Source organism: Pontixanthobacter aquaemixtae (assembly GCF_009827395.1).
In the GTDB taxonomy this organism is placed as follows: domain Bacteria; phylum Pseudomonadota; class Alphaproteobacteria; order Sphingomonadales; family Sphingomonadaceae; genus Pontixanthobacter; species Pontixanthobacter aquaemixtae.
Map to the genome: position 1 here is coordinate 296,648 of NZ_WTYX01000002.1, position 24,976 is coordinate 321,623.

24 protein-coding genes are annotated in these 24,976 nt (G+C 58.6%); 6 read left to right on the forward strand and 18 right to left on the reverse strand.

Translation table 11 applies throughout. From position 1 onward, the window contains the following. Window positions 1–22 precede the first annotated feature (22 nt). From argF to GRI41_RS14470, 3 genes are all read right to left on the reverse strand, one after another. Window positions 23–952, reverse strand: a complete 930-nt coding sequence (gene argF, locus GRI41_RS10395) for an ornithine carbamoyltransferase (protein ID WP_160604944.1) — start codon at window positions 950–952, stop codon at window positions 23–25. Continuing rightward, on the reverse strand, window positions 952–2,142 hold the full coding sequence (locus GRI41_RS10400; protein ID WP_160604945.1) for an aspartate aminotransferase family protein: 1,191 nt from the start codon (window positions 2,140–2,142) through the stop codon (window positions 952–954). The genes argF and GRI41_RS10400 overlap by 1 nt, the downstream gene beginning before the upstream one ends. Before the next feature lie 172 nt (window positions 2,143–2,314). Then, on the reverse strand, window positions 2,315–3,055 hold the full coding sequence (locus tag GRI41_RS14470; RefSeq protein WP_160604946.1) for a cold-shock protein: 741 nt from the start codon (window positions 3,053–3,055) through the stop codon (window positions 2,315–2,317). Between the two features lie 257 nt (window positions 3,056–3,312). Between GRI41_RS14470 and GRI41_RS10410 the strand changes: the two genes are divergently transcribed. Both GRI41_RS10410 and GRI41_RS10415 read left to right on the forward strand, forming a co-directional pair. Further along, window positions 3,313–3,750 carry a TIGR01244 family sulfur transferase gene (locus tag GRI41_RS10410; RefSeq protein WP_328600549.1) on the forward strand — a complete coding sequence of 146 codons (438 nt, stop codon included), beginning with the start codon at window positions 3,313–3,315 and terminating at the stop codon, window positions 3,748–3,750. A 66-nt stretch (window positions 3,751–3,816) separates the two neighbouring features. Further along, complete coding sequence (locus tag GRI41_RS10415; RefSeq protein ID WP_160604947.1) at window positions 3,817–4,800, forward strand: hypothetical protein; 984 nt, start codon at window positions 3,817–3,819, stop codon at window positions 4,798–4,800. A 28-nt stretch (window positions 4,801–4,828) separates the two neighbouring features. Here the strand turns inward: GRI41_RS10415 and GRI41_RS10420 are convergent, their stop codons facing one another. After that, on the reverse strand, window positions 4,829–6,253 hold the full coding sequence (locus tag GRI41_RS10420; protein WP_160604948.1) for an amidohydrolase: 1,425 nt from the start codon (window positions 6,251–6,253) through the stop codon (window positions 4,829–4,831). 69 nt (window positions 6,254–6,322) lie between these two features. Here GRI41_RS10420 and GRI41_RS10425 point away from each other — a divergent pair, with 69 nt between their 5' ends. The 3 genes from GRI41_RS10425 to GRI41_RS10435 are packed head-to-tail and all read left to right on the forward strand — an operon-like array spanning window position 6,323 to window position 9,304. Next, the gene (locus GRI41_RS10425) at window positions 6,323–6,763 is read left to right on the forward strand and encodes a hypothetical protein (RefSeq protein ID WP_328600550.1); all 441 of its coding nucleotides are present in this window, start codon (window positions 6,323–6,325) and stop codon (window positions 6,761–6,763) included. After that, window positions 6,756–7,694, forward strand: coding sequence for a sterol desaturase family protein (locus GRI41_RS10430; RefSeq protein WP_160604949.1), 939 nt, complete (start codon window positions 6,756–6,758; stop codon window positions 7,692–7,694). The genes GRI41_RS10425 and GRI41_RS10430 overlap by 8 nt, the downstream gene beginning before the upstream one ends. Window positions 7,695–7,717: 23 nt before the next feature. Then, window positions 7,718–9,304 (forward strand): GMC family oxidoreductase, encoded by a 1,587-nt coding sequence (locus tag GRI41_RS10435; RefSeq protein ID WP_160604950.1) that lies wholly within the window; start codon window positions 7,718–7,720, stop codon window positions 9,302–9,304. A gap of 174 nt (window positions 9,305–9,478) precedes the next feature. Here the strand turns inward: GRI41_RS10435 and GRI41_RS10440 are convergent, their stop codons facing one another. The 12 genes from GRI41_RS10440 to GRI41_RS10495 form a co-directional block, all read right to left on the reverse strand. Further along, a complete protein-coding gene (locus tag GRI41_RS10440; protein ID WP_160604951.1) occupies window positions 9,479–10,828 on the reverse strand; it encodes an ammonium transporter in 1,350 nt (449 codons plus the stop codon). 29 nt (window positions 10,829–10,857) lie between these two features. Next, on the reverse strand, window positions 10,858–11,196 hold the full coding sequence (locus GRI41_RS10445; RefSeq protein ID WP_160604952.1) for a P-II family nitrogen regulator: 339 nt from the start codon (window positions 11,194–11,196) through the stop codon (window positions 10,858–10,860). Between the two features lie 136 nt (window positions 11,197–11,332). Beyond that, window positions 11,333–12,052, reverse strand: a complete 720-nt coding sequence (locus GRI41_RS10450) for an endonuclease/exonuclease/phosphatase family protein (RefSeq protein ID WP_160604953.1) — start codon at window positions 12,050–12,052, stop codon at window positions 11,333–11,335. Window positions 12,053–12,058: 6 nt separating this feature from the next. Then, window positions 12,059–12,625 (reverse strand): pyridoxamine 5'-phosphate oxidase family protein, encoded by a 567-nt coding sequence (locus tag GRI41_RS10455; protein ID WP_160604954.1) that lies wholly within the window; start codon window positions 12,623–12,625, stop codon window positions 12,059–12,061. Between the two features lie 33 nt (window positions 12,626–12,658). Then, entirely contained in the window at window positions 12,659–14,191 is a 1,533-nt protein-coding gene (locus GRI41_RS10460; RefSeq protein WP_160604955.1) for a peptide chain release factor 3, read from the reverse strand. 3 nt (window positions 14,192–14,194) lie between these two features. Further along, a complete protein-coding gene (gene pheT / locus GRI41_RS10465) occupies window positions 14,195–16,594 on the reverse strand; it encodes a phenylalanine--tRNA ligase subunit beta (protein WP_160604956.1) in 2,400 nt (799 codons plus the stop codon). Further along, window positions 16,591–17,691, reverse strand: a complete 1,101-nt coding sequence (gene pheS, locus GRI41_RS10470) for a phenylalanine--tRNA ligase subunit alpha (protein WP_160604957.1) — start codon at window positions 17,689–17,691, stop codon at window positions 16,591–16,593. Before pheS ends, pheT begins: the two co-directional genes overlap by 4 nt. Window positions 17,692–17,759: 68 nt before the next feature. After that, on the reverse strand, window positions 17,760–18,632 hold the full coding sequence (locus GRI41_RS14475; protein WP_160604958.1) for an AraC family transcriptional regulator: 873 nt from the start codon (window positions 18,630–18,632) through the stop codon (window positions 17,760–17,762). A gap of 98 nt (window positions 18,633–18,730) precedes the next feature. Continuing rightward, the gene (locus tag GRI41_RS10480; protein WP_160604959.1) at window positions 18,731–19,654 is read right to left on the reverse strand and encodes a helix-turn-helix domain-containing protein; all 924 of its coding nucleotides are present in this window, start codon (window positions 19,652–19,654) and stop codon (window positions 18,731–18,733) included. A gap of 233 nt (window positions 19,655–19,887) precedes the next feature. Next, window positions 19,888–20,247, reverse strand: coding sequence for a 50S ribosomal protein L20 (gene rplT, locus GRI41_RS10485; protein WP_160604960.1), 360 nt, complete (start codon window positions 20,245–20,247; stop codon window positions 19,888–19,890). Between the two features lie 39 nt (window positions 20,248–20,286). Next, window positions 20,287–20,490, reverse strand: a complete 204-nt coding sequence (rpmI, locus tag GRI41_RS10490; protein ID WP_160604961.1) for a 50S ribosomal protein L35 — start codon at window positions 20,488–20,490, stop codon at window positions 20,287–20,289. Between the two features lie 444 nt (window positions 20,491–20,934). Then, entirely contained in the window at window positions 20,935–21,732 is a 798-nt protein-coding gene (locus GRI41_RS10495) for an inositol monophosphatase family protein (RefSeq protein WP_160605818.1), read from the reverse strand. Between the two features lie 159 nt (window positions 21,733–21,891). Between GRI41_RS10495 and GRI41_RS10500 the strand changes: the two genes are divergently transcribed. Continuing rightward, window positions 21,892–22,893: a helix-turn-helix domain-containing protein gene (locus GRI41_RS10500; protein ID WP_160604962.1), complete on the forward strand. Its 1,002-nt coding sequence runs from the start codon at window positions 21,892–21,894 to the stop codon at window positions 22,891–22,893. Between the two features lie 10 nt (window positions 22,894–22,903). Here GRI41_RS10500 and GRI41_RS10505 read toward each other — a convergent pair whose 3' ends face one another. Both GRI41_RS10505 and glpX read right to left on the reverse strand, forming a co-directional pair. After that, window positions 22,904–23,839: a ribose-phosphate pyrophosphokinase gene (locus GRI41_RS10505; protein ID WP_160604963.1), complete on the reverse strand. Its 936-nt coding sequence runs from the start codon at window positions 23,837–23,839 to the stop codon at window positions 22,904–22,906. 114 nt (window positions 23,840–23,953) lie between these two features. Then, the gene (gene glpX, locus GRI41_RS10510; RefSeq protein WP_160604964.1) at window positions 23,954–24,943 is read right to left on the reverse strand and encodes a class II fructose-bisphosphatase; all 990 of its coding nucleotides are present in this window, start codon (window positions 24,941–24,943) and stop codon (window positions 23,954–23,956) included. Between the last annotated feature and the right edge of the window lie 33 nt (window positions 24,944–24,976).

Genomic DNA, 24,976 nt, shown 5'->3' on the forward strand with positions numbered 1-24,976 from the left:
CAGAAAGCCACCCCGAATCATTTCAGAGCTTGCCCAGAGCCCACAGCAGAATCGATTTTTGCGCGTGGATTCGATTCTCTGCCTCGTCGAAAACGCTGGACTGCGGGCCTTCGAACACTGCTTCATTGACTTCGTCACCGACATGCGCGGGGAGGCAATGCAGAAAACGCGCATCGGGTTTCGCCCGCGCCATCAGCGCTTCATTGACCTGAAAAGGCGCCATCGCGCCAAGCTTGTTTTCGACATTTTCCTGACCCATCGACACCCAGGTGTCGGTAATCACGACATCAGCACCTTCAGCCGCCTGTTCCGCGTCTTGCGTTAGCGTGACCACGGAACCCCCAGCGCGGGCCATTTCGACGAATTCTGCATCAGGCTCGAAACCGGCAGGGGTTGCTACGCGCACGTTGAATTTGAGTAATCCGGCTGCCTCCAGAATTGAGTGCAGCACGTTATTCCCGTCTCCGAACCAGGCCACTTCAAGCCCCGGGAGCGGTTTCTTTTGCTCCAAAATTGTCAGCAAATCGGCGACGATCTGGCACGGGTGCGACCGATCGGTCAGGCCATTGATCACCGGAACCGATGCATGCTGCGCCATTTCCTCGATTTTTGCGTGATCGTCTGTTCGGATCATGATCGCATCGGCCATCCGGCTCAGCACGCGGGCGGTGTCAGCAATCGATTCGCCGCGCCCGAGCTGGCTCGTTCCTGAGTCGAGAATGATCGCGCTGCCGCCCAGCTGGCGCATCGCAATGTCGAAGCTCACCCGCGTGCGGGTCGAGTTTTTTTCAAAAATCATCGCCAGCACATACCCATCGAGCGGCTTATCCGCGTCGGGTTTGCCCTTGGGCCAAGATGCGCGGGCGGCTTTTCGCTCATGCGCATCATTCATCATTGCCGCAATGGCATCTGCACCTGCATCGGACAGATCGAGAAAGTGCCTAAGTTCCATCAGCTAGCCTCGGGGATTTTGTAATCAGCAGCGCCCGCCGAAAGTTTCTCGAAGAATTCTTCGATTTCGGCATCGCCGATGACAAGGGGCGGCAGCAACCGCAAGGTGTTGTCGCCTGCCGCGACCATCAGCAATTGGTGATTGTCGCGCAAATGGACAAAAAACGGGCGGCTTTCGACCTTCATCTTTATGCCCAGCATCAAGCCTTTTCCGCGAACCAGTTCAAACAGATCGGGGTAGTTGCCGATGAATTGTTCCAACCGCGTACGGATCCGTTCGCCAGTCTCGCGCACATTGGCGAGAAACGCCTCGTTGGCCACCGCTTCCATCACGGCGGTGCCTGCTGCCATCGCAAGCGGGTTGCCGCCATAGGTCGAGCCATGCGTGCCGAATGTCATCCCGCGCGCAGCTTTCTCTGTCGCAAGGCAAGCGCCCAGCGGGAATCCGCCGCCAATACCCTTTGCCGTAGCGACGATGTCGGGCGTGATTCCGTAATGCTCGTAAGCGTAAAGCTTGCCCGTACGCGCCACACCGCACTGCACTTCGTCGAGCGCGAGCATGAGATCATGCTCGTCGGCAAGCGCGCGCAGCCCTTTGATAAACGCATCGGACGCCGGGCGGATGCCGCCTTCACCCTGAATCGGCTCCACCAGGAAACCGGCGGTGTTGGGACCGATCAACGATTCAGCCATCTCCAGATCGTCAAACTCGCAATATTTGAATCCTTCGAGCAGCGGCTGGAAGCCGTGATGCATTTTGGTTTGGTTCGAAGCGCTGATCGTCGCCATCGTCCGACCATGAAAGGCATTGGTGAAGGTAATCAGCTCATGCTTGTGGTCGTTGCCAGCTGATTGGTGATAAGCGCGAGCGGTCTTGATCGCGGTCTCGACCGCTTCCGCGCCCGAATTGGTGAAAAACACCGTATCGGCAAAAGTGTTGTCGACCAGCATTTGCGCCAGCTTTTCACCCTGCGGACTGCCATAGAGATTGGAGACATGCATCAATGTCTCGGCCTGCTTCTGGATCGCCCCGATCAGCCCTTCATGCGAATGGCCAAGCAGGTTCACCGCAATACCGCTCGCGAAGTCGAGATAGCGCGTGCCATCTTCGTCAATCAGATGACAATGCTCTCCTCGCACAGGGCGAACACCGCAGCGGGGATAGACGGGCATGAGCGGAGTGATAGCCATGAAAAATTCCTACGATTGAATACAGTAAGAGAGTGCCAAAAACGAATGGCGACCCCATAGGAGCCGCCATCCAGAATTTCTATTCACTTGTAACTATATTGGTCAATCGCCGCCCTCAATAAGCGGTTGGCAACTGCCTTTCGCCACAAGTGGGGGTCAAAAAAGCGCGAGCTTACTCAGCCGCGACCAGATTGACCGCCGAATGTTTTCCTCGTCGGTCCACTTCGAGGTCGAACTGGTAACGCTCACCCTCGTTGATCGCCGTCAGGCCCGAACGTTCGACCGCGCTGATATGCACGAATGCATCGGGTTGACCATCATCGCGCACGAGGAAGCCAAAGCCCTTCATGGAATTGAAGAATTTGACTGTGCCGGTTGCTTTTTCGCCGGTTAGTTCGCGCTGCGGAGGCCCGCCGCGATCACCGCCGCTTTCAACGGCAATCACATCGCCAACGACTTGCAAATCCTGGGCAGAGGTTTTCCCGCCGCGATCGACAAGGTTATATTCCAGGCCCTGACCTTCGGCGAGACCCTGCAGGCCTGCGCGCTCTACCGCAGAGATATGCACGAACACATCTTCGCCACCGCCTTCTTGCTGGATGAAGCCAAAGCCCTTCTGGCTATTGAAGAACTTCACCACGCCTTTGCCGGTCCCGACGACCTGTGCGGGCATACGATCGCCGCCACCACGAAAGCCACCGCCTCCGCCGCCACCACGGAAGCCGCCACCACCGCCGCCGCCGCCGCGATTACCACCGCCGAAACGGTCGCCGCCGCCTCCGAAGCGATCACCGCCACCGCCAAAGCCGTCGCCGCCGCCAAAATTGCCGCCACCGCCGAAAGGATCGAAATCTTCACCGATGTTATCGCGCTTGTCACGGCCCCGGCCACGGCGCCCTTTATCATAACCCATAATCTAAAACGTACCTTCGTATTCGCCGTCCAAATTTGTATTCTGTTGGTGATGCGGACAGCAGGCTCACTCAACAAAAAAGACTGTCAGACAATTCTGCACAGACTCGCAAGCAATAATCATAGCGCAGAACGCTCTACAGCGCGACTATTTTCACTTTATCGCGCTTTCTACCGTTCAAATGTGACATTTTCGCATAGCGCATTGGATGCCATGCTCTACATTGCGCCGCACAATTGCATGCTATTGGAGACTGGATGATGAGTGATTTTCGCCGCTTGAGCAGCTCGGTATTGGCGAGCCCGCAGATAAGCACTGACGACATTGACGCGGCGAAGAAGATGGGCGTCACATTGATCATCAACAATCGTCCCGATGGCGAAGCCCCTGACCAGCCCGAAGGCGCGCTGATCGAGCAGGCCGCACGCGCAGCCGGCCTAGACTATCTGGCGATACCGATCGGCCAGGCCGGATTTGGCAAAGAACAAATTGCCGCGATGGCTGACGCGTTCGTGCAAGCTGACGGGACAATACTCGCCTATTGCCGGTCGGGTACACGGTCGACATTCCTGTGGTCGCTTGCGCAAGCGAGCCAAGGGCAGGATCCGGCCGAAATCAGTCAGGCCGCAGCCGATGCGGGCTATGATGTGTCGCCAATCCGGCCGATGCTCGATGCATTTTCCGGAGAAAGTTGAAACGGGAAATTTTGGGGATCGAGTAGGGTGAGAAGCGTATATCTTTGTTTGCTGGGAAGTGTCGCCATGTGCAGCGTGCCGGCCGCATCGCACGCCGATAGCGGCGCGGGCTATCCGCGCGACGACAGTTCATATTTGTATGAACTGACACCCGAAACTGTGAGCACATGTGCCCTGCTGCAGAAAGAATTCTCGCTGCTCAAGAAAGACAGCGATGCCGAATGGTCGCGCCGCCACATGGCTATGTCGCTGACATGGCAGCAATTGCTGCGCACTATTTCTCCTGAGGACCTCGATCCAATGGCCAAGCTGGCCTCCGAAGAGGCGGCGCTTAGCGCGACTCTTGCCAAACAAGCCGATCCAGCCGCCTATCTGGCAGAGCAATCGCGCGTTTGCGAGATTGTCGCGACAATCCATTCGGAAACCTTCAATGGCGCAACGCTTGATATAGAAGATACCGACCCCGAACTCTTTGCCGGCTACGCCGCGAAGAAAAACCAATCGGGGCTCGATGAATTTCCCGAACCCCCGACCAAGACTCTGACATTCGGAGATTGGAACTTCGAAGCAAAGGGCAATTCTTGCATTGCGACCCATACATTCGATGACGGCGCGGTTCTGCAATTGGGCCTCACCAATTTCTTCGATGGCGCATTGCGGTTTACCTGGGATGGATTGCCAGAGCTGGACGCGGAATCAGAAGAGGGCGCGGATGAATATGAGGTGCAAATGGCGCGCCACCGCGCCGGTTCCGCTTTTGATGATGATTACAATACCATCATGGCCGAGGGCGTAACTTTCGAGAACTATCCCGGCACCGCATTGTTCGTCGATGACAAGCTCATTGCGGGCCCGGCCGGTGAAGGTGCGAGCCACGGCCAGCGCTACATTTTCGGCCCCTATATGCAGTCAAATTATTACAACATGCTGCCGCTGGGCACTGAAATTCGCGTCAAAGTTTTGGGCAAAGACACCCATAGCGTGAAGATCGACGATCCGGCGATGTGGAACGAGATTTCCAACTGTATGGCGCAATATCCTTACGGATAATCCGCCAGTATCAGCCAAACCCGCCGGCCTATTTTCGATAATCAAGCGGTGGGTCACGGTCGCCCAGAAGCGATTGGTAGACATAATCGGGTCCGCGCGATTTATCGAATTCAGCGCGTGCAGATTCGCGTAGAGCGGGATTGGTATAAAGCTCCACCGCCATCAGCGACATCGCCTTTGCGGCCAGCTGCGTGCCCTTGGCGCCGGTCGAATGTCCGCTGGCGGCCGCCGACTGCCAGCTATGTGCACTGGTTCCCGGAACCCAAGTGGCTGTGCTCACGCTGACAGTTGGTGTCGCCCAGGAAACATCACCGACATCGGTTGAGCCGTAACCCAAAGTGACTTCGTAGGGTGCGATTTCTTCCACTTCGTCCAGTGGCCGCGCCGCATCGCCCAGCGTCGCCGAGATCTCCTCAGCCCAAGCGGATTCTTCTTCGGTATAGGTGAAGCCGCCCAGCTGGTGCAGCTTGGCATCCATCGCCTTCTGCAGCGTCTCGTTGACCAGTTTGGGATTGTTGCCGTGGATGATTTCCCATTCGACTTTGGTGCCGGTGCCCATCGCAGCACCCTTGGCGGTGTCTTCCAGCCGATCCCAAAGCTCCAGCACTTCGTCCGTGTCGGAATGGCGAATATAGTAGAAGACTTCTGCGAAATCGGGGATCACGTTGGGCGCAGAACCGCCTTCGGTGATCACATAGTGGATGCGCGTATCCATGCTGGTATGTTCGCGCATCATATTGACCATCATGTTCATGGCCTCGACCCCGTCGAGTGCTGACCGGCCGCGCTCTGGCGCGCCAGCAGCATGCGCCGAGACGCCGCGAAAGCGGAATTTGGCCGAACGATTGGCAAGGCTGGTTCGCGCGGCGGCGGAGTTGCGATCGCCGGGGTGCCAGTCAATGGTGAAATCGACATCATCGAACAGGCCCGCTCTGACCATATAGACTTTGCCCGAGCCGCCTTCTTCTGCTGGCGTGCCGTACAGCCGGACCCGCCCCGGCGTGCCGGTTTGCTCCAGCCATTGCTTGATAACAATCGCGGCGGTCAGTGACCCAGCGCCGAACAAATTGTGCCCGCAGGCATGCGCGGCATGTTTGCCATCGATCGGATCGCGGCTGGATGATGCCGACTGGTTGATACCCGGCAAAGCGTCAAATTCGGCAAGCAATGCGATCACCGGTCCGCCTTCGCCCCATTCGGCGACAAAGGCTGTGGGTATGTCGGCCGCATTTTGACGGATCGAGAATCCTTCGCTCTCAAGCTCGGCCTTGAGCAAGCCGCTGGATTTGAGTTCCAGATAACCCAGTTCCGCCCAATCCCAGATTTGCTTGGCCACCCTCCCGGTGCGCTCTTCCTCAGCATCAACAGCGGCTACGGGATCGAAGCTCTGCGCCGAAAGCGGAGCGCCAGCGACCATGGCTAGACAAATCGTTAGGCTGGAAATGAATTTCATCGAGAATCCCCTTCGCTTCACTCTACCGCGCATCAATGCGCAGGCAAGCCTCGACCCAAACTAACATTTGTGTCAGTAGCTGGCCGCATGGACCAAGCTGTGTTCAACCAATTGTTGCAACTGGGCGGATCAATTGTCGCGATCCTCGTTCTCGCATGGCTTGCGGGTAAGCTGGGGCTCGGCGGCGATGAACGTATCCGGGACGAGGCGCATGCCCGGCAATTGGCAGATGAATCGGTCAGCGGGTTTGACCCGGTCGATATCGCGATCGACAAGGCCGGCTATGGCGCATTGCTGCGCGATGCCGACGGCCGCATTCTGGTGTTGAAGCGCCACGGGACATTCTTTGCTGGGCGGCTGATCGAACAAAGGCCTGACGCGCGGCTCGATCGCGAATTGCTGACGATCCAGGCCGACGACAAACCATTCGGCGCAGTGACGTTGAACCTGGGCGCGCAAGCGCAAATCTGGGCGGCCAGCCTCCGCCGGTTGAAAGCGCGCGATGCCTGATTTTTCTCCCACCCAATATGCCGTCCCGGCCTTCGTCTTGCTCGTCCTGATCGAGATGATCTGGGCGCGGTACAAAAGGCCGGACGCCTACGAGCCGCGCGATACGCTGGTCTCGCTCGCATTCGGAACCGGTAGCACCGTTGCCGGCGCATTGTTCGGCGGGTTCGCGTTCTGGCTTTTCATTAAAACCTACGAGTTCCGTCTGTTCGATTTTGGAGAGGAATGGTGGAAAGTATGGTGGGCCTGGCCTCTGGCTTTCCTGCTCGATGATCTCAAATATTATTGGGTCCATCGCGCCGGGCACCGGATACGCTGGATGTGGGCGGCCCATGTGAACCACCATTCCAGCCAGCATTACAATCTCTCGACCGCGCTTCGGCAGACGTGGACGGGAAATTTCACTTTCGGCCTGCTCTTCGCAATTCCGCTGGTGCTGCTCGGCTTCCATCCCTTCATGCTCGGCATCGTCGCCGGTTTCAATCTGATCTACCAGTTCTGGATCCACACAGAGGCGATCAACAAGATGCCCCGTTGGTTCGAGGCAGTGATGAACACACCCAGCCACCACCGTGTCCATCATGCGACCAACCCGCTCTACCTCGACCGCAACTATGCGGGGGTGTTTATCATTTGGGACAAGATGTTCGGCACTTTCCAGCCGGAAGTCGAAAACGAAAAGATCCGGTATGGCATCGTCAAGCAGCTTGGCAGCTTCAATTTGCTATGGGCGGTGTTTCACGAATGGATCGGCATGCTCACCGATATCTGGAGCGCGCCGTGGAAGCACAAATTATCCTACCTGCTGCGCGAACCCGGCTGGACGCATGACGGCAGCCGCGAGACATCGGATATGATCCGCGCTAGCTGGCAGGAGCGAACGCAATCCAAGGCGCCTGAGCCCCTCCCCACCGATGACGGGCAAACAGCCTGACACGCAAAAACAAAAGGCCATTCATGCACGAATTCGATATCATCGTAGTGGGCGGCGGCAGCGCAGGTAGCGCAGCAGCAGCGCGGCTGGCGTCAGACGGAAAATTGCGCGTCTGCCTGATCGAAGCGGGCGGCAAGAACACGCATATGTTCACCCGCACTCCCGGGCTGCTTGCGATGATGCCCGACAAAAGCAATTGGGCGTTCGATACCGAGCCGATGGATGCTTTGAATGGCCGCATCGGTTACCAGCCAAGGGGCCGCGGTATGGGCGGGTCTTCTGCGACCAATGGAATGGTCTATATTCGCGGCAATCCGTGGGACTATGACAATTGGGCGGATCTGGGCTGCACAGGCTGGGCATGGGACGACGTTCTGCCGGTTTTCAAAAGGCAGGAAAACAGCCACCGGAGTGACGATGCGTGGCACGGCACCGGCGGGCCGCTGCATGTCAACAAACAGATTTCGCCCAGCCCGGTCGCGAGCGCTTTTGTCGAGGCTGCCGAACAATTGCAGATTCCGCGCAATGATGATTTCAACGGTGCCCGGCAAGAAGGCGTGGGACTGTACGATGTGACGCAGAGCAATGGCGAGCGGTGGTCCGCCGCGCGCGCCTTCGTCGATCCGATTGCGGATAACCCCAACTTCGCGGTGATTACCGACGCTTTGGTGGAACGGCTGGTGATCGAGGAAGGCCGGGCCACCGGCGTCATTATCCGGCGCGGGGGCAAGCAAGAGAAGATAAAAGCCACCGCAGGCGTAGTTCTTTCAGCCGGTGCTTTCGGTTCCCCGCAAATTCTGATGCTATCGGGCATCGGCCCGGGCGATGAGCTGCAAAAACATGGCATCGAGGTTGTGCTCGACAAACAAGCCGTGGGCGCGGATCTTCAGGACCATTGCGATTTTGTGACCGGTTTCGAGCTTGACGATCCAAGCCTGTTCGGCGGCTCGCTCAAAGTCGCGCTGCGCGTTGCCCGTTCGTTTATCGAACACCGGATGAAGCGCACCGGCATGCTAACGACCAATTTTGCCGAGAGCGGCGGCTTCGTTTCGCTCCGCCCTGACGCGCCGGCGCCTGATATACAGTTCCACTTCATCCGCGCGATCATCCAGAACCACGGCCGCGACAAGCTGAAGGAAAGCGGCTTTTCGCTGCATGTTTGCGTGCTCCGCCCGGAAAGCCGCGGTTGGGTCAAACTCAACAGCGCCAATCCGGCCGATGCCCCCGCGATCAATCCGAATTTCCTTTCGGACGATCGCGATATGGAACTGATGATCGATGCAGCGATATTAATGAACCGGATCGCCGAGACACCGCCCATGTCTGATCTAGGCGCGAAAGACAGGAACCCGATCGATTATGGTGACCGCGCCGCAGTTGAAGCGCGCATCCGCGAAGTGGCGGATACGATCTATCACCCGGTGGGCACGTGCCGGATGGGGCCCAATGAGGATGATGTTGTCGATCCGACATTGGCATTTCGCGGCATCGACAATCTGTGGGTGGCAGATGCCAGCATTATGCCGCGGCTGGTATCCGGGAACACCAACGCGCCAAGCATCATGATTGGCGAGCGCTGCGGCGATTTTGTCAAAGCGGCATTGGGGTAGTTTCTAGGCAGGCCCTCAGTCGCCAAGCGAGGCCAATTACAGAATACAAAAAGGGGCCGGAGCATTGGCCCCGGCCCATTAAGTTGTGTTCGCAGGAGGAACGTTGTGCGGCGGGAACGGGAGGGGAGAGAAATTCTCCCGATCCCACCGTACCTGGGTGTTAGTTGCGGATCATCAGTTGTAGGCCCGCTCACCGTGTTCGCTGATGTCGAGACCGTCGACTTCAACTTCTTCGGTGACGCGCAATCCGATGATCGCTTTGACGATGAGGCCGGCAATCAAGGTGCCGATGGCAGCCCAACCGATGGTGACCAAAACGCCTTCGGTTTGGATCCAAAGCTGTGCGCCGAGACCGGTCGAACCGTCTCCTGGCCCGCCAAGGAATGGCTGGTAGACAACGCCGGTGCCGATCGCGCCGACAATACCGCCAACGCCGTGGATGCCGAATGCATCGAGCGAGTCGTCATAGCCGAACTTTGCCTTGATCTTGGCTACCGCGAAGTAGCAGATGATCGAAGACAGGATGCCGAGCAGGATCGCGCCGAACGGGCCGGAGTTACCCGCCGCAGGGGTCACGGCCACCAGACCGGCGATCACACCCGAGCAGAAGCCGAGAGCAGAGCCTTTGTGTCCGGAAAGCTTCTCGATAACCATCCAGGTCAGCGCACCGGCAGCGGTCGCCACGAATGTGTTGATCATTGCCAGGCCGGCCGAACCGTCTGCTTCAAGAGCCGAACCCGCGTTGAAGCCGAACCAGCCAACCCACAGCAGACCCGTGCCGACCATGGTCAGCGTCATCGAGTGTGGCGGCATTGGTTCCGCAGGGTAGCCGCGACGTTTGCCGAGCAGGTAAGCAAGCACCAGCCCCGAAACACCTGCGTTGATGTGGACCACAGTACCGCCAGCAAAGTCTAGCGCACCTGCTTCAAAAAGCAGTCCGTCGCCGGCCCAAACCATGTGGGCAATGGGGAAATAAACGATGGTCAGCCAGATTGGCACGAAAGCCATCACCGCGCTGAATTTCATCCGCTCAGCCGTCGCGCCCAGGATCAGCGCCGCAGTAATCGCGGCAAAGGTCATCTGGAAGCTGACAAAGACATATTCGCTGATCACTTCGTCAGTGAAAGTTGCAGCGGTGGTCGATGGATCCATCCCGGCAAGGAAGTAACTTCCGCCGCTGATGAATTGCCCAAGGAAACCTTCGATCGGAGTAGAGCCGAAGGCGAGCGAGAAGCCCCACATTACCCAAATCAGCATCGCGAGGCATGCTGTCGCCCCGATTTGCGTCATGGTGGAGAGCATGTTCTTGGAACGGGTCAGGCCGCCATAAAACAGCGTCAGGCCCGGAATGATCATCAGTAGAACAAGAATTGTTGCCGTCATCATCCAGGCATTGTTGCCGGGATTGGCGACCGCCGGTGCGGCCTCGGCAGCCGCTTCGGCGGCTTCTTGAGCGAAGGCAGCGGTGGCTGCGAGCATCGATGTACCCACTGCGCCAACGCCGCAAAGTGCTTTGCGGATCATGGAATTATCCTTTGATGTGAAGTGCAATGTCATAGCGCCGTATCCCCCGTTTCACCGGTGCGGATGCGCGTGGCATCGGCCAGATCGAGCATGAAGATTTTACCGTCGCCGATTGCTTCGGTGCTGGCGACGCTCTGGATCGTTTCGACGACTTGCGCCGCGATATCGTCAGAGGCTGCGATTTCCAGCTTCACCTTTGGAAGCATGTTGGTCGAATATTCTGCACCACGATAGATTTCTGTTTGACCCTTTTGGCGGCCGAACCCTTTAACTTCCGAAACCGTCATGCCCGCAACGCCGATCGCGCCGAGCGCTTCGCGCACTTCGTCGAGCTTGAATGGTTTGATTATGGCTATGATGAACTTCATCTACTGCCCCCGGTTGATTAGTCCGTCGGATGATCCCGACTTCGCTCCTGCAGCAAAAGCCGTGCCAGAATCGAAATATTCGGTCTGTCGAGGGTGTTAGAGCGCAATAAGTCTGCGTCAGACTGCAGCGCGCTGCTTAATTATTGTGCACCGCCCAAAGCCTAGGCAGTTCGAGGCTGGCGACGACCGGCAAGTGGTCGCTGGCAACCGCCGCCGTCGCGCTGTGGTGGACATGTTGTTCGAGGCAGCCCCATTCATCGCATGTCACAATCCGGTCCAGCCGCGCAACCGGTTGCCGCGAAGGAAAGCTGCGGCCGGTTTCGAGAATGTGCCAGTCCGGATGAAATTTGCGCATGGCGCCGGTCCGGTTGCCCCACTGGTTGAAGTCACCCATCAGCACAGTCGGACAGCGCGGTCCGCAAGTGTCGACATGCTTGAGAATGGACACGATTTGAGCGCGCCTGCGCAGCCCCGAAAGGTCGAGATGCATTCCGGCCACACGGATTCGCGCGCCGCCAACTTCGATATCTGCCCTTACCGCTCCGCGGGGTTCAATTCTGGGCAGATCGAGCGGTTCAGCATCAAGCACCGCGTAGGATTTGCGCACGAGCAAGGCATTGCCATGCCAGCCGATACTGCGCGGCCGCTTGGCCACCGGAACAAATTTCCATGGCGTTTCGTCGAGTGCCGCCTTGGCCAGAACGCTGGCTCTCTGGCCCAGCCGCGCATCGGCTTCTTGCAGCGCGATGATATCGGCGTTTATCTCGCGCAGGACAGCCAGAATCCGTTCGGGATCGCGGCGGCCGTCGGTCCCCACTGCCTTGTGGATGTTATAGCTGGCAAATTTAAGCCGCATCCCGGCTCAGGCTTCGCTCTCGCCCGCAATATAACGATCTGTTGCGCGGGTCGGCAGGCCATCGATGCTGGAGAGACGCGTGGCCATTTTGGCTTCCCATTCTGCCGGGTTTGACTGGCGATGCGCCTTTTTCAATGTTTCGCGTTCTTTCTCGAATGTCATCACCGGCACGCCCCAGCCGCAGCTGGTCTGTACGCTTTCGATATCGATGACAAAGATCTGCCGCGTTCCGGGCAGCAGGGTGAAATGGCTGGCGAGCTTATCCCACCCTTCGTCCTGCGGCAGGATTGGAACGCCCCGGCCATAGATACGCAGGATGTTCGCAGGCTGCTGAAAATTGTTGAACATGATCGTGATGCGACCGTCAGCGGCGAGATGCGCATGCGTTTCATTGCCAGATCCACCCAGATCGAGATAGGCGACACGCTTGGGGCTGAGCACACGAAACGCGTCATAGCCTTTGGGCGACAGATTGATCCGGCCCGTCGGCGCGGCGGTCGCGACAAAGAACATCGGTTGTTTCTCAATCATCGCGATGTGATCGTCGGTGAGCGCGTCGGTAAAGTCAGCCATGGTCGGGCATGCTAAGCCGCGACGCAGGGAATGTCACCGCTCTTTCGTCGCCGAGAATTTGAGATCAGGATTCTTCTCTTCCTGATAGCCGACATCCCACGGGCTCTTGGCCATAAACACCAGGTCGCCATCGCGATCTTTGGCCAGGTTGGCACGGTTGAAATTTTCAAACTCGGTCATGGCTGCATCGGGCCCTTTGACCCAGCGCGCTGTCGCAAAGGGCGCGGCCTCAAGCGCAGCTTCGACCTTGTACTCAGCCGACAGGCGCGAAATCAGCACTTCCAGCTGCAACTGGCCGACCACCCCGACAATATGCTGCGCGCCCAGCTCCGGATAGAAAACCTGAATAACGCCTTCTTCGGAGAGGTCGTCCAGCGCTTTGCGCAGCTGCTTGGTCTTGGTCGGGTCTTTGAGCTGAACGCGCCGCAAAATCTCCGGCGCAAAATTGGGCAGGCCGGTAAAGCGGATATCGTTCTTCTCGCTCAGCGTGTCGCCCACACGCAGCGTCCCGTGATTGGGGATACCGATAATATCGCCCGCCTCGGCGGTGTCGGCAATCTCGCGGTCCTGCGCAAAGAACAGGATCGGCGAGTGGATCGCGATGGGTTTCCCGAGGCCCGATGGCGTCAGTTTCATGCCCCGCTTAAACGTGCCCGAAACCTGCCGCATAAAGGCAATCCGGTCGCGGTGGTTCGGGTCCATATTGGCCTGCACCTTGAAGATGAAGCCGGTCACCTCGTCATGATCGGGGCTGACCTGATCTTCCCCGGCAGGCTGAGGGCGCGGCGGCGGGGCCCAGCGGGCAATCGCCTCGATCAACTCGGTCACGCCGAAATTTTTGAGCGCGCTGCCGAAATAAACCGGCGTCAGATCTCCGCTGCGATAGGCATCCAAATCAAATTCGGGATAGCCGATCCGCGCCAGTTCGATTTCTTCTGCGAGTTCTTCCGAGAGGTCGCTCTCAAGTTCCGAGAATGGCTTACGCGTGTCGAGGAATTCCTTGCTCCCGCCTTCGGGCACGCTGACCGTTTCGGATGCAAAATCGAGCACGCCTTTGAAAAGCCCGCCCATGCCCAAAGGCGCGGCTTGCGGGCTGACATCCAGCGCCAACGCATCGGCCACTTCGTCGAGAATTTCGAATAGCGGGCGCCCTTCGCGATCGACCTTGTTGACGAAAGTGATGATCGGGACATTGCGCAACCGGCAGACCTCGAACAGCTTGCGCGTTTGCGACTCGATGCCTTTCGCTCCGTCGATCACCATGATCGCCGAATCGACCGCGGTCAGCGTGCGATAAGTGTCTTCGGAAAAGTCCTCGTGCCCCGGCGTGTCGAGCAGGTTGAAAGTCACACCATCGCGTTCGAACGTCATCACCGATGACGTGACCGAGATGCCGCGTTGCTGTTCGATCTTCATCCAGTCAGAGCGCGCCCGCCGCGCTTCGCCGCGCGCCTTGACCTCACCCGCCTGATGGATCGCGCCGCCTTGCAGCAGCAGCTTTTCGGTCAGCGTGGTCTTACCCGCGTCAGGGTGCGAGATGATTGCAAAAGTACGTCGGTTGGACATGGTTTACCCGCGCAGCTCCGCACCCAGCTTTGTCGCGCCAGCAACGACCTTGTCCGAAATCGCTTTCAGATCATCCTCGGTGTAGCTTTTCTCACCGGGTTGTAGGGTGACTTCCAGCGCAATCGATTTCTTTCCTTCGGCCACTCCCTGGCCGCGGAATTCATCGAATATACGTGCATCGATGATGTTCGCTTTATCCGCACCTTTGACCACTCGCAGCAGATCGCCCGCAGGGAGGTCGGCAGGCACCAGAAACGCAAAATCGCGCATCACCGGCTGCAATGGTGGCGGCGCATACGTTGTGCGGGCAAAGCTTGCTGCGCCCTTTTTGCCAGGGATCGCATCGAGGAAAATCTCGACCGCGACAACGGGACCATCAACATCGAATGCTTCGAGTGTCTTTGGATGCAATGCGCCGAACCGCGCGAGCACATTCTTGGGGCCGAGCCGCAAGGTGGCAGACTGGCCGGGATGGAACTGCTCGCCTGCCTCGCCCATCACCTGGAGTTTCTCCACGGGAGCTCCGGCTTCAGAAAGCAGCGCAATCGCTTCCGCCTTGGCGTCATAAGCATCGAAAGGAACCGCTTTGCCGGTGGCCCAGCCGCGCGGCTGTTTTTCGCCAGCCAGCACGACGCCCAGCGTCGGCTTTTCGTTGCTTGAGCCGTCGGTATTGCGGAAATAGCGACGGCCCACTTCAAACAAACGAAGCGACGATGCGCCGCGGTCCATATTGCGTTTAGCAGCGGCCAGCAGACCCGGAATCATAGACGGGCGCATGGCCTTCATGTCTTCGCTGATTGGATTGTCGAGCACCCACAACTTTGCGCCATCGGCGAATTGTTCGGCTTCTGGCACCGGCAGGAATGCCCATGTCACCGCCTCGTTCAATCCGCGGCCCGCAGCGGCGCGGCGCACGCGGCGTTCCAGCTTTTGCTCCGCCGATGCCGTCGGCAAAGCAACCCCATCGACGCGAGGTAGGGCGACACTCTCGACATCGTCGATTCCAAAGATACGCACGACTTCCTCGACCAGATCGGCCGGGCCCTCAATATCATGGCGGCGCAGAGGCGCGGTCACGGACCAAGGGGAGGAGCCGCTATCGACAGCAAAATCGAGCGACTCCAGAATGCGTTGCTGCTCGGCAGGCTCAACCGAAATCCCGCCAAGACGCTCGGTCAGCGCCGGATCGAAAGAGACGATTTTCGGCTTTGACGGGGCCGCACCCGCGCGCACCGTTTCGCTCGCTTCGCCTCCGGCAAGCTCGACGATCAAGCCGGTCAGCAGATCGAGGCCATCATCCAGAAATTCGGGATCGACGCCGCGTTCGAACCGCGTCCGCGCGTCAGAGCTGAGCCCCAGTTTCCGGCCAGTCGCCCCGATCCGGTCAGGATCGAAATAGGCGATTTCCAGAAGTACGTCGGTCGTGCCGTCGGAGCATCCGGAATCTTCGCCGCCCATAATTCCCGCAATATCGTGCACGCCGGCATCGTCAGCGATCACCGTCATGCTGTCATCGAGAGTGTAGGTCTTCTCGTTGAGAGCGAGCACTTTCTCGCCATTTTTTGCACGCCGCGCAGCCACTGCGCCGGTCAATTTGGATAGATCATACGCATGCGCCGGCCGGCCATAGGCGAGCATCACATAGTTGGTCAGATCGACCAGCAAGGATATCGGACGCTGTCCGGCGCTGGTCAGGCGCTGCTGCAACCAATCCGGCGACGCTCCATTGGAAACACCCTTGATAACGCGCCCGTAGAATGCGGGGCACCCTTCGGGATCGTCAGTGCGGATTGCAACCGGGCATGCGCCTGATGCGGCGAACTCCGGCATGGCAATCGGTTTGAGTGTGCCCATGCCAGCAGCCGCGAGATCACGCGCGATACCGTAGACCCCCATGCAGTCAGGCCGGTTGGGAGTAATCGCGACGTCGAAAACGGGCGAAGCGCCGTGATAATCTGCGAAATTCGCGCCAACGGGTGCGTCATCGGACAATTCGATGATGCCGTCATGCTCGTCGCCCAATTCAAGCTCGCGCACACTGCACATCATGCCGTTGCTTTCGACGCCGCGGATCGCCGATTTGCGCAATTCCATGCCGTTGGATGGCACCACCGCACCCGGTTGACCCAGAACGCCGAGCATCCCTGCGCGCGCATTGGGCGCACCGCACACGACCTGCAAAGGATCGCCAGCTCCGGTGTCGACGGTCAAAACCTGCAGTTTATCGGCATCGGGGTGCTTGGCGGCGGTCAACACTTTGGCAACGGTAAAGCCGGCAAGCCTTTCAGCAGGATCTTCGATTCCTTCAACTTCCAAGCCGATACGGTTCATCGCCGCTGCAAGTTCCGCAACGGTAGCTTCGGTCTCGAGGTGATCCTTGAGCCAGGTCAGAGAGAACTTCATGCGCTTGCTCCTACGCCAGCAGACAATGTCGGCTGGTCGAACGGGCTGAAGCCGTAATGTTGCAACCAGCGAATATCGCCGTCGAAGAAGGCGCGCAGATCGTCCATCCCATATTTGAGCATCGCCAATCGGTCGACGCCGACGCCGAACGCAAAGCCTTGCCATTCGTCGGGTTCGAGCCCTGCAAATTCGATAACGCGGCGATTGACCATTCCGCTGCCGAGCAGTTCCATCCAGGCATGACCCGGCGCGTCGCCCGATCCGCCCAGCACACGCCGGCCTTTGACAACTTCAAAGCCGACATCGACCTCCACCGAAGGCTCGGTGAACGGGAAATAGGACGGGCGCAGCCGCAAGACGATATCGTCGCGCTCGAAGAAGGCTTTGAGGAACGTTTCAAGCGTCCATTTCAGATGGCCAAGATGGATATCCCGGTCGATCACCAGCCCTTCGACCTGATGGAACATCGGCGTGTGGGTCGCATCGCTATCGCTGCGATAGACGCGGCCGGGCGCGATAATCCGCACCGGCGCACCTTCATTGACCATCGTGCGGATCTGCACGGGCGAGGTATGCGTGCGCAGCAACATCCGGCGGCCGTCATCATCATGATCGGGGAAGTAGAATGTGTCATGCATCGCCCGCGCCGGGTGGCTTTCGGGCATGTTGAGCGCGGTGAAATTGTGCCAGTCGTCTTCGACTTCCGGACCGGTTTTGACCGCGAAACCCAGATCAGCAAAGATTTCTGCGAGCTCGTCCATCACCTGACTGACCGGATGCACCGTGCCGCGCGGCGTTTCCGGCGCGGGCAGCGAAAGATCAAGCGTTTCGGTCGCGAGCCGCTCGTTGAGTTCGGCATCATCGATCGCTTGCTTGCGCGCGGCAATGGCATCGGCAATTTCGGCACGTGCCTGCTGGATCACCGGCGCTTTCTCGGTGCGTTCTTCAGGCGTCATTTTGCCCAGTGTCTTGAGCAGCTGGCTGACCCAGCCCTGCTTGCCCAAAGCCTCTACGCGCAGCGCCTCCAGCGCGTCGGGATTCGCCGCAGCAGCAATCGCTTCCAGCGCATCATCTTTACGTGTTTGCAAATCGTCCATAGCGCAGGCGCGCTAGCGGCTATTTCCGCATAAGGCAAAGCAGCAATTGCCGCTGACTTGCGATCCGGTCAGCCAGGCTTGTCGAGCGTCTGCACTGCAGAGCCGTGGGCACGCATACGTTCGCGCACGAAGCTGGCGATGATCGGATGGTCCATTCCCGCATATTCCGATGGCGACATCCCCAGAAAATCCTGACAATCGCGGACGAAATGCGACTGATCGAAATAGAGCGAATCTATCGCGCCGATCCACCCCATAGAAGGATCGAGCATAAAATCCGCCACGCTGCGCATGAAACGCTGGCGTCGAAGCAGGACCTTCGGAGTAAAACCGAAATGTTTACGGCAAAGCCGTTCCAGAGTGCGCTGATTGAGGTCGCATTGCTCAGCCATATCGGAAACATGCGGCAATTCCGGTTTCAGAAGCACCGAATGGATTTTTTGGATGCGATGATCCTCTTTGCCAAATCGCGGTGCCTCCTCGCGGAAGAACCTTTCGATATGGTCCAATTGTTGTTCTTCGGTGGAATTCTGGTCCAACAAACAATCCGCCAGCCCTGCGAAATGGGCGAACACCGTTTCGGTGCGCCCATCAAACAAGGCATTCACATATTGGTCTGCGGGCTGGCCGACAAAGGTCGCCCAACCGAGTGGCAGTAGACCAATGCCCCACAGACGCGACCGGCCCAGCGTAAAATCGAGCGGCTGGCTGCTGGGCCCCGTAATAGTGATATCGGCGCCGGAAAGGCTGGAATTGCCGATCTTGCTATTAGGCAGATCGCCCGAAAAAACTCGGATATTGCCCCATTCAGGGTGCAAGGCATCGGTCACCCGGTCGTCGCCTTCGGGATCAATCTGAACGCAGTAAAACGTTGTGAAGAACCGCTCCAAATCTTTGGGTGGTTCATAAAAATTGACTGCGACCAAGCCGTCGTCTGACACACTTCCCTCCAAAGTGTCGAATTCTTCCTACCCTATTGCAGCAGCATAAAGAAAAGGGAAGGCTTGTATTTCAAAGGATTGGTGTCGGCGCGTGAAATTCAGCTGCTGGTGCCGGGGTCATGAAGCCCTTGCATGGTTTGCCCGGCAGCTTCCGCTCTGCCGCGCACTGCGGCCATCAATATCGGATGCGGGAGATCACGGTACTGGTTGGGTGTCATTGACATGAACCGTTTGAAATCACGCACAAAATGCGCCTGGTCATGGTACAAATGATCCATCGTCTTGAGCCAGCTCAAAGAGGGGTCGAGCATAAATTCGGAAAGGCTTCTCAAGAACCGCTGCCGCCGGAGCAGCAGTTTCGGAGTGAAGCCAAACGCCTTGCGAGAAAAGCGTTCCAACGACCGGACGGACATGTCGGCTTGCTCTGCCAGTTCGGAAACAGTCGCGATCTGCGTGTTGACCAAGGCAGAATGAACCTTGGTCACCGCATCTTCATCGTTCAACCTCTGCCCGACAAGCGCCGCCATATGGGTGTCGATCCGCTTTGCCTCGGCATCCAGATCCGCATTTTCGCCGAAAAGAGATCTGGTCAGCGGGGCGAACATCGCAAATGCCGGGTCAGCACCGCCATCGACAAACCGGTCTGCGTAAAGCCGCGCCGGGGCATTGACGAATTTGAGCCAGCCCAAGGGAAGCAATCCGATCCCCCAGAACCTGCCCGAGCTTACCGAGAAGCGCGTGGACAGGCTGGTCGGCCCGGTGGCCACGAAACGCGGAACCGGGGCCAAGGCTTCGGTGCCGACGCCTGCCGCCAAATCGCCACCCAGGCCTATCCGGATATTGCCCCATTCAGGGTGGAGATAGTCTTCCAGCTTGCCATCGCCCGAAGGGGTGATCTCCATGTGGTAATAGGTCGTGACATAGCGGGAGAGTTCTGCGGAAGGCAGGAAGAAGCGCAATCTGACTTGCGGCAAATCCTGCGGCGGAACGGCGCTGTCAGCCGCATGTTTTGCGCTTGTCATTGCGGTCAGCCTCCCCTTTGCCGTCGCGTTTTTACAATTTGCTGTTGGAAGTCCTCTTTAAGAACAGCGCAACCGACATCAAGCGGTTTTGTTGGCGGCATTTGATGCCGGCACGAATTCTACGCGACTGTATCTGCCAACTTTGCGACCCACTGGCAGATATGGAAAGGGCGCGAATGGCAATGCCATCCGCGCCCTTTCGCCATTCAGTAATGGCCGATTTAGGGGTCGATTTAGGCAGGCAAAGCTTTCTTCGCCTGTTCGATGACGCTCTTGAAAGCAGCGCCTTCATTCATCGCCAGGTCGGCCATCACTTTGCGGTCGAGCTCGATACCGGCGAGTTTCACGCCGTGCATGAACTGCGAATATGTCAGGCCTTCGGCGCGAACCGCAGCGTTGATCCGCTGGATCCACAAAGCGCGGAAATTGCGCTTCTTAACTTTACGATCGCGATAAGCGTACTGGCCGGCTTTCTCGACGGCTTGGCGTGCAACGCGAATGGTGTTTTTGCGGCGGCCGCGATAGCCTTTGGCCTGATCGAGCAACCGTTTGTGCTTCTGGCGTGTGGTCACGCCGCGTTTGATGCGAGGCATATCTTAACTCCTGAAAATTGGGTGGGGGTCCGGCAGGCTTTAGCTAAGCCCGTAAGGAGCCCATTTCTTGATCGTCTTCGCATCGGCGTCAGAGATCACAGAGGTACCACGGTTCTGGCGGATATACTTCGCATTGTGATGCGTCAGGCGGTGGCGTTTGCCGGCCACGCCGTGCTTCACTTTGCCTTTTGCGGTGATCTTGAAGCGTTTCTTCACACCGCTCTTGGTCTTCAGCTTGGGCATTTCATTCTCCTGCAAGGATGTCGAGTCAAAAACACGTCCAACCAGCCCTGGCAGCCCTATCGGCCAGACCGGAAGGTGAATCACGTGTCGGTGAAGGGGGCGCGGATAGTGGGAGTCGCGTGCAATTGCAAGCGGTTTCGCAATTGCACACCGGGCTGGAAAGCCGCTCCAAACCAATGCAGGGTCACCGCGCGCAAAGCCGACAAAGGTGACAGTGTGTCACCTTCGCATGATCCACGCATATAATTGAATTACACAGGATTAATCGCAAATTGTGACGGCGGACGGACAGGGATGCGGAGCCTTATCCGGCCGTCATAACGCGTCAAATGCGTTCACACGGTTTGTGCAGATTGGTGGAAATCTAGCCGCAATGTCGAAGAGCAAGCGCGCGCTAACAGACCAGCTTGGTGTAGAACAGCCATATTGGGTTCGTAGCCAGCGCTACCCCATCGCCTCCAGCACATCATCCAGCCGCGCCGGATCGCCCAGCGCCAAAACGTCGGCCCCTTTGTCCCCCGCACTGCCGGCGTCGAGCGGGTTGCCTTGCCAATCGGACATGGTCCCGCCGGCTCCCTCGACCACCGGCACAAGCGCGGCGTAGTCATAGATCTGCAGGCCTGCCTCGCAAACGATATCGATATGGCCCGATGCGAGAAGGCCGTAATTATAGCAGTCCCCGCCATAGACGATCATGCCTTGCCGCTCGTTCCGGCCAACCGCGCCCGCGACTTTCATATAGGCATCGGCTTGCTCTGCGTCGAAATAATGCGGGCTGCTGGTTGCGAGTTTGGCTTGATCCAGAGCCCGGCACGGCGCGGTGCTCACCGGCTTTCCGTTAAACGTGGTTCCGCCTCCGATCTGGCCGACCCAGCGTTCCCCCGAAATCGGCTGGTCGATCACCCCCAGCACCGGCCATCCATCCTGCATCAGCGCAATGAGTGTGCCGAAAATCGGGCGACCCGCGATGAAGCTGACCGTGCCGTCTATCGGATCGAGCACCCATTGCCGGCCCGCGCTTTCGTTGCGCGTGCCATACTCTTCACCCACGATACCATCAGTCGATCGCTCGCTCTCCAGTATGGCGCGCATCGCCGCTTCGGCCGCGCGATCGGTTTCGGTAACAGGGCTGCTATCGGCTTTGCGTTCCGGCGCGACTTCCTTTCGGAAAGCGGGGCGAATGACGGCTCCTGCGGCGTCGGCAAGGCGGCCAGCGATAATGATGTCTTGCGAAAGATCCATGGCTGTGCCTTCGCTGCGCCGCCCGGTCAGGTCAAGACTGTACGGCGTGTTGGGGGTTGCCAAAGCCGCACAGACGAATAAGGCCTTCTTGTAAATTGTATAAAAGCGACATCGCTTGGGCCACGCCGCTGCGTGGCATAGGGGACAGGGACGTTGATAATGGGCAAGCAAAGCCCGGATAACAAAAATCAATCCAGCACATCGCCTCGTCTGGTCCCCGAAACCGGTGCGACCAAGGACGGTGTGCCGCTGTCATTTAACCGCCCGCCTGCGCCCGATCTGGAGCCTTGGCTGGGCCGGATCATGGTCGCTGTTGCGCATGCGCCTGACTCTACGGTCGATAGCGGATTGTTGTGCAATGATGCAGGCTATGTGCGCACGGCGATTGGCGTCGACTGGACTGTAGAGACCGCTGATGGCGAGCTCGAAATCCGCGACGAGACCTTCCTCTGCGGGCAGCATTCCAAAGCGATGCCGCTCAAATTTGCAGGCGGGATCAAAGTCGCCGGCTTCATGCTGCGGCCCGGCGCAATCCGCGCCTTATGGGGTAAGGATGACGGGAAGCTCGTTGACCGGATCAAGCCGATGGAATTCGTCGGCGTTGCGGACGAGGAACTGACCGGGCTTCATACACCCGATATTTCGCCCGAAGACTGGTTGCTTTCCATCGAGAACTGGCTGCGGACGATGATCGCGCAAAAGGGCCTGCCGGTGCCAGAGCAATTGTCACAGCGTTTCGAAGAAGCAAGCTTTGCCGATCCGAACCAGTCGATCAACGAATTTGCCGATGCCAACAATGTCACCGCGCGCACGCTGCAGCGGATCATCAAACGCGATTTCGGCCTGACGCCCAAGCAGGTTATGCGGCGCGCGCGGACGCTCGATCTGGCAGCGCGGCTATGCGGCGTCGCAGACGAGGAAGAGGAAGAGGAAATGTATCTCCGCTTCTTCGACCAATCGCATCAAATCCGCGAATTTATCGCCTTTTTCGGCATGACCCCGCGCCAGTTCATGACCGACCGGCAAGGCTTGCTGACGCTGAGTCTGGAAATCCGCCAGGCACGGCGGTTGGAATTGCTCGACCGGGTCGCGCCCGACGCGGTGCGCCCCTGGATGCGCGACCCGCTATTGCCTGCTTCCGGAGAACGTTCGGTCAGTTAGGCCCGGGCGATCAATCGAACAAAGAGCTGACCGAGCTTTCATCGGCAATCCGGCTGACCGCTTCGCCGATCAACGGCGCCATTGCCAATATGCGGATTTTCGCAGCGTCCTGCGCCGCGTCCGACGGCAAGATCGTGTCGGAAATAACCAGTTCGGTCAGCGCCGATTCCTCGACCCGTGCGACCGCGCCGCCCGACAGTACGCCATGCGTAATATAGGCTGCGACGCTTTTCGCGCCCTGATCGAGCAGCGCCTGCGCCGCGTTGCACAAAGTGCCGCCTGAATCGACAATATCGTCAATCAGGATGCAGTGACGCCCTTTAACGTCACCAATGATGTTCATCACTTCGGACTCGCCCGGGCGATCGCGGCGTTTGTCGACGATCGCGAGCGGGGCATTGTCGAGCCGTTTGGCCAGCGCGCGCGCGCGAACCACACCGCCAACATCGGGCGATACAACCATCAGATCCTGATCGCCATAACGCGCCTGAATATCCGCCGCCATCACCGGCGCGGCATAGAGATTGTCGGTCGGAATATCGAAGAAGCCCTGAATCTGCCCGGCATGCAAATCGACCGACAGCACGCGATCCGCGCCGGCTTCGGTAATCAGATTGGCCACCAGCTTTGCCGAAATCGGCGTGCGCGGGCCGGGTTTGCGATCCTGCCGGGCATAACCGAAATAGGGAACCACAGCGGTAATCCGGCGCGCCGAGGCGCGGCGCAGCGCGTCGATGCAGATCAGCAATTCCATCAGATTGTCATTGGCGGGAAAGCTGGTCGATTGCAGAACGAACACGTCTTCGCCGCGGACATTTTCGTGTATCTCGACGAAAATCTCTTCATCTGCAAAGCGGCGCACGCTGACATCGCACAGCGGCATTTCGAGATAGGCTGCAACCGCCCGTGCCAAAGGGAGGTTCGAATTGGCGGCCATGATTTTCATGCGACTATATCCCCGATCTGCATGCAGTCGCGCGGCGAATCGCGCAGCGTTGGCTTAGCCAGCGCCATGCGTTTGCAACAGGGGGTAAGCAGCCTTTTCCCAAGCGGGAATCGATCAGCTGATGCGATGTTCGCCTTTGACCCACCGGACAGTGCCCGAGGACGCGCGCATAACCACGCTTTCGGTGGTCATAACTCCGTCGCGGCGGCGCTTTACCCCATCGAGCAAGGAACCGCTGGTCACGCCGGTGGCAGCGAAAATACAGTCACCGCTGGCCAGTTCGTCGAGCTTGTAGATCCGGTCGAAATCTTTGTCTTCGATGCCCCATTTGCGCGCGCGGGCCTTTTCGTCTTCGTTGCGGAAAACAAGCCGCCCGTTGAACTGCCCGCCGACGCAGCGCAGCGCGGCTGCTGCCAGCACGCCTTCAGGGGCGCCGCCTTGGCCCATATACATGTCGATTGTGGTGTCTTCATCGGTCACCGCGATGACACCTGCGACATCGCCATCGCCGATCAGCACCACGCCGCAGCCAAGGCCGCGCAATTCCGCGATCAGATCGGCATGGCGCGGTCGATCAAGCACGCACACTATGATGTCGGAAGGCGAAACACCCTTGGCCTTTGCGACCGCTTCGACATTCTCTGTCGGGCTTTTCGCAAGATCGATGATCCCTTCGGGATAGCCCGGGCCAACCGCCAGTTTGTCCATATAAGTGTCCGGCGCGTTGAGCAGGCAGCCCTCTTCTGCGGCAGCCAGCACAGCGAGCGAGTTTGGCCCGGCTTTCGCAGTGATCGTGGTTCCTTCAAGCGGATCGAGCGCGATATCGATCTTGGGACCTTTGCCCGGCGCGCCGCCTACTTTTTCACCAATATAGAGCATCGGCGCTTCATCGCGTTCGCCCTCGCCGATGACCACGGTGCCATCCATATACAGTTCGTCGAATGCTTTGCGCATCGCCTCGACCGCGGCGGCATCGGCGGCTTTTTCGTCGCCGCGCCCGATAAGCTTGGAAGCAGCAACCGCGGCCGCTTCGGTCACGCGGACCATTTCCAATACGAGGACGCGATCAAGAGTTTGGCTGGCGGAAACTTTGGAAGTGTTCATGGTGAATTCAGTCCCTGTAGGGTGCTTACGCGT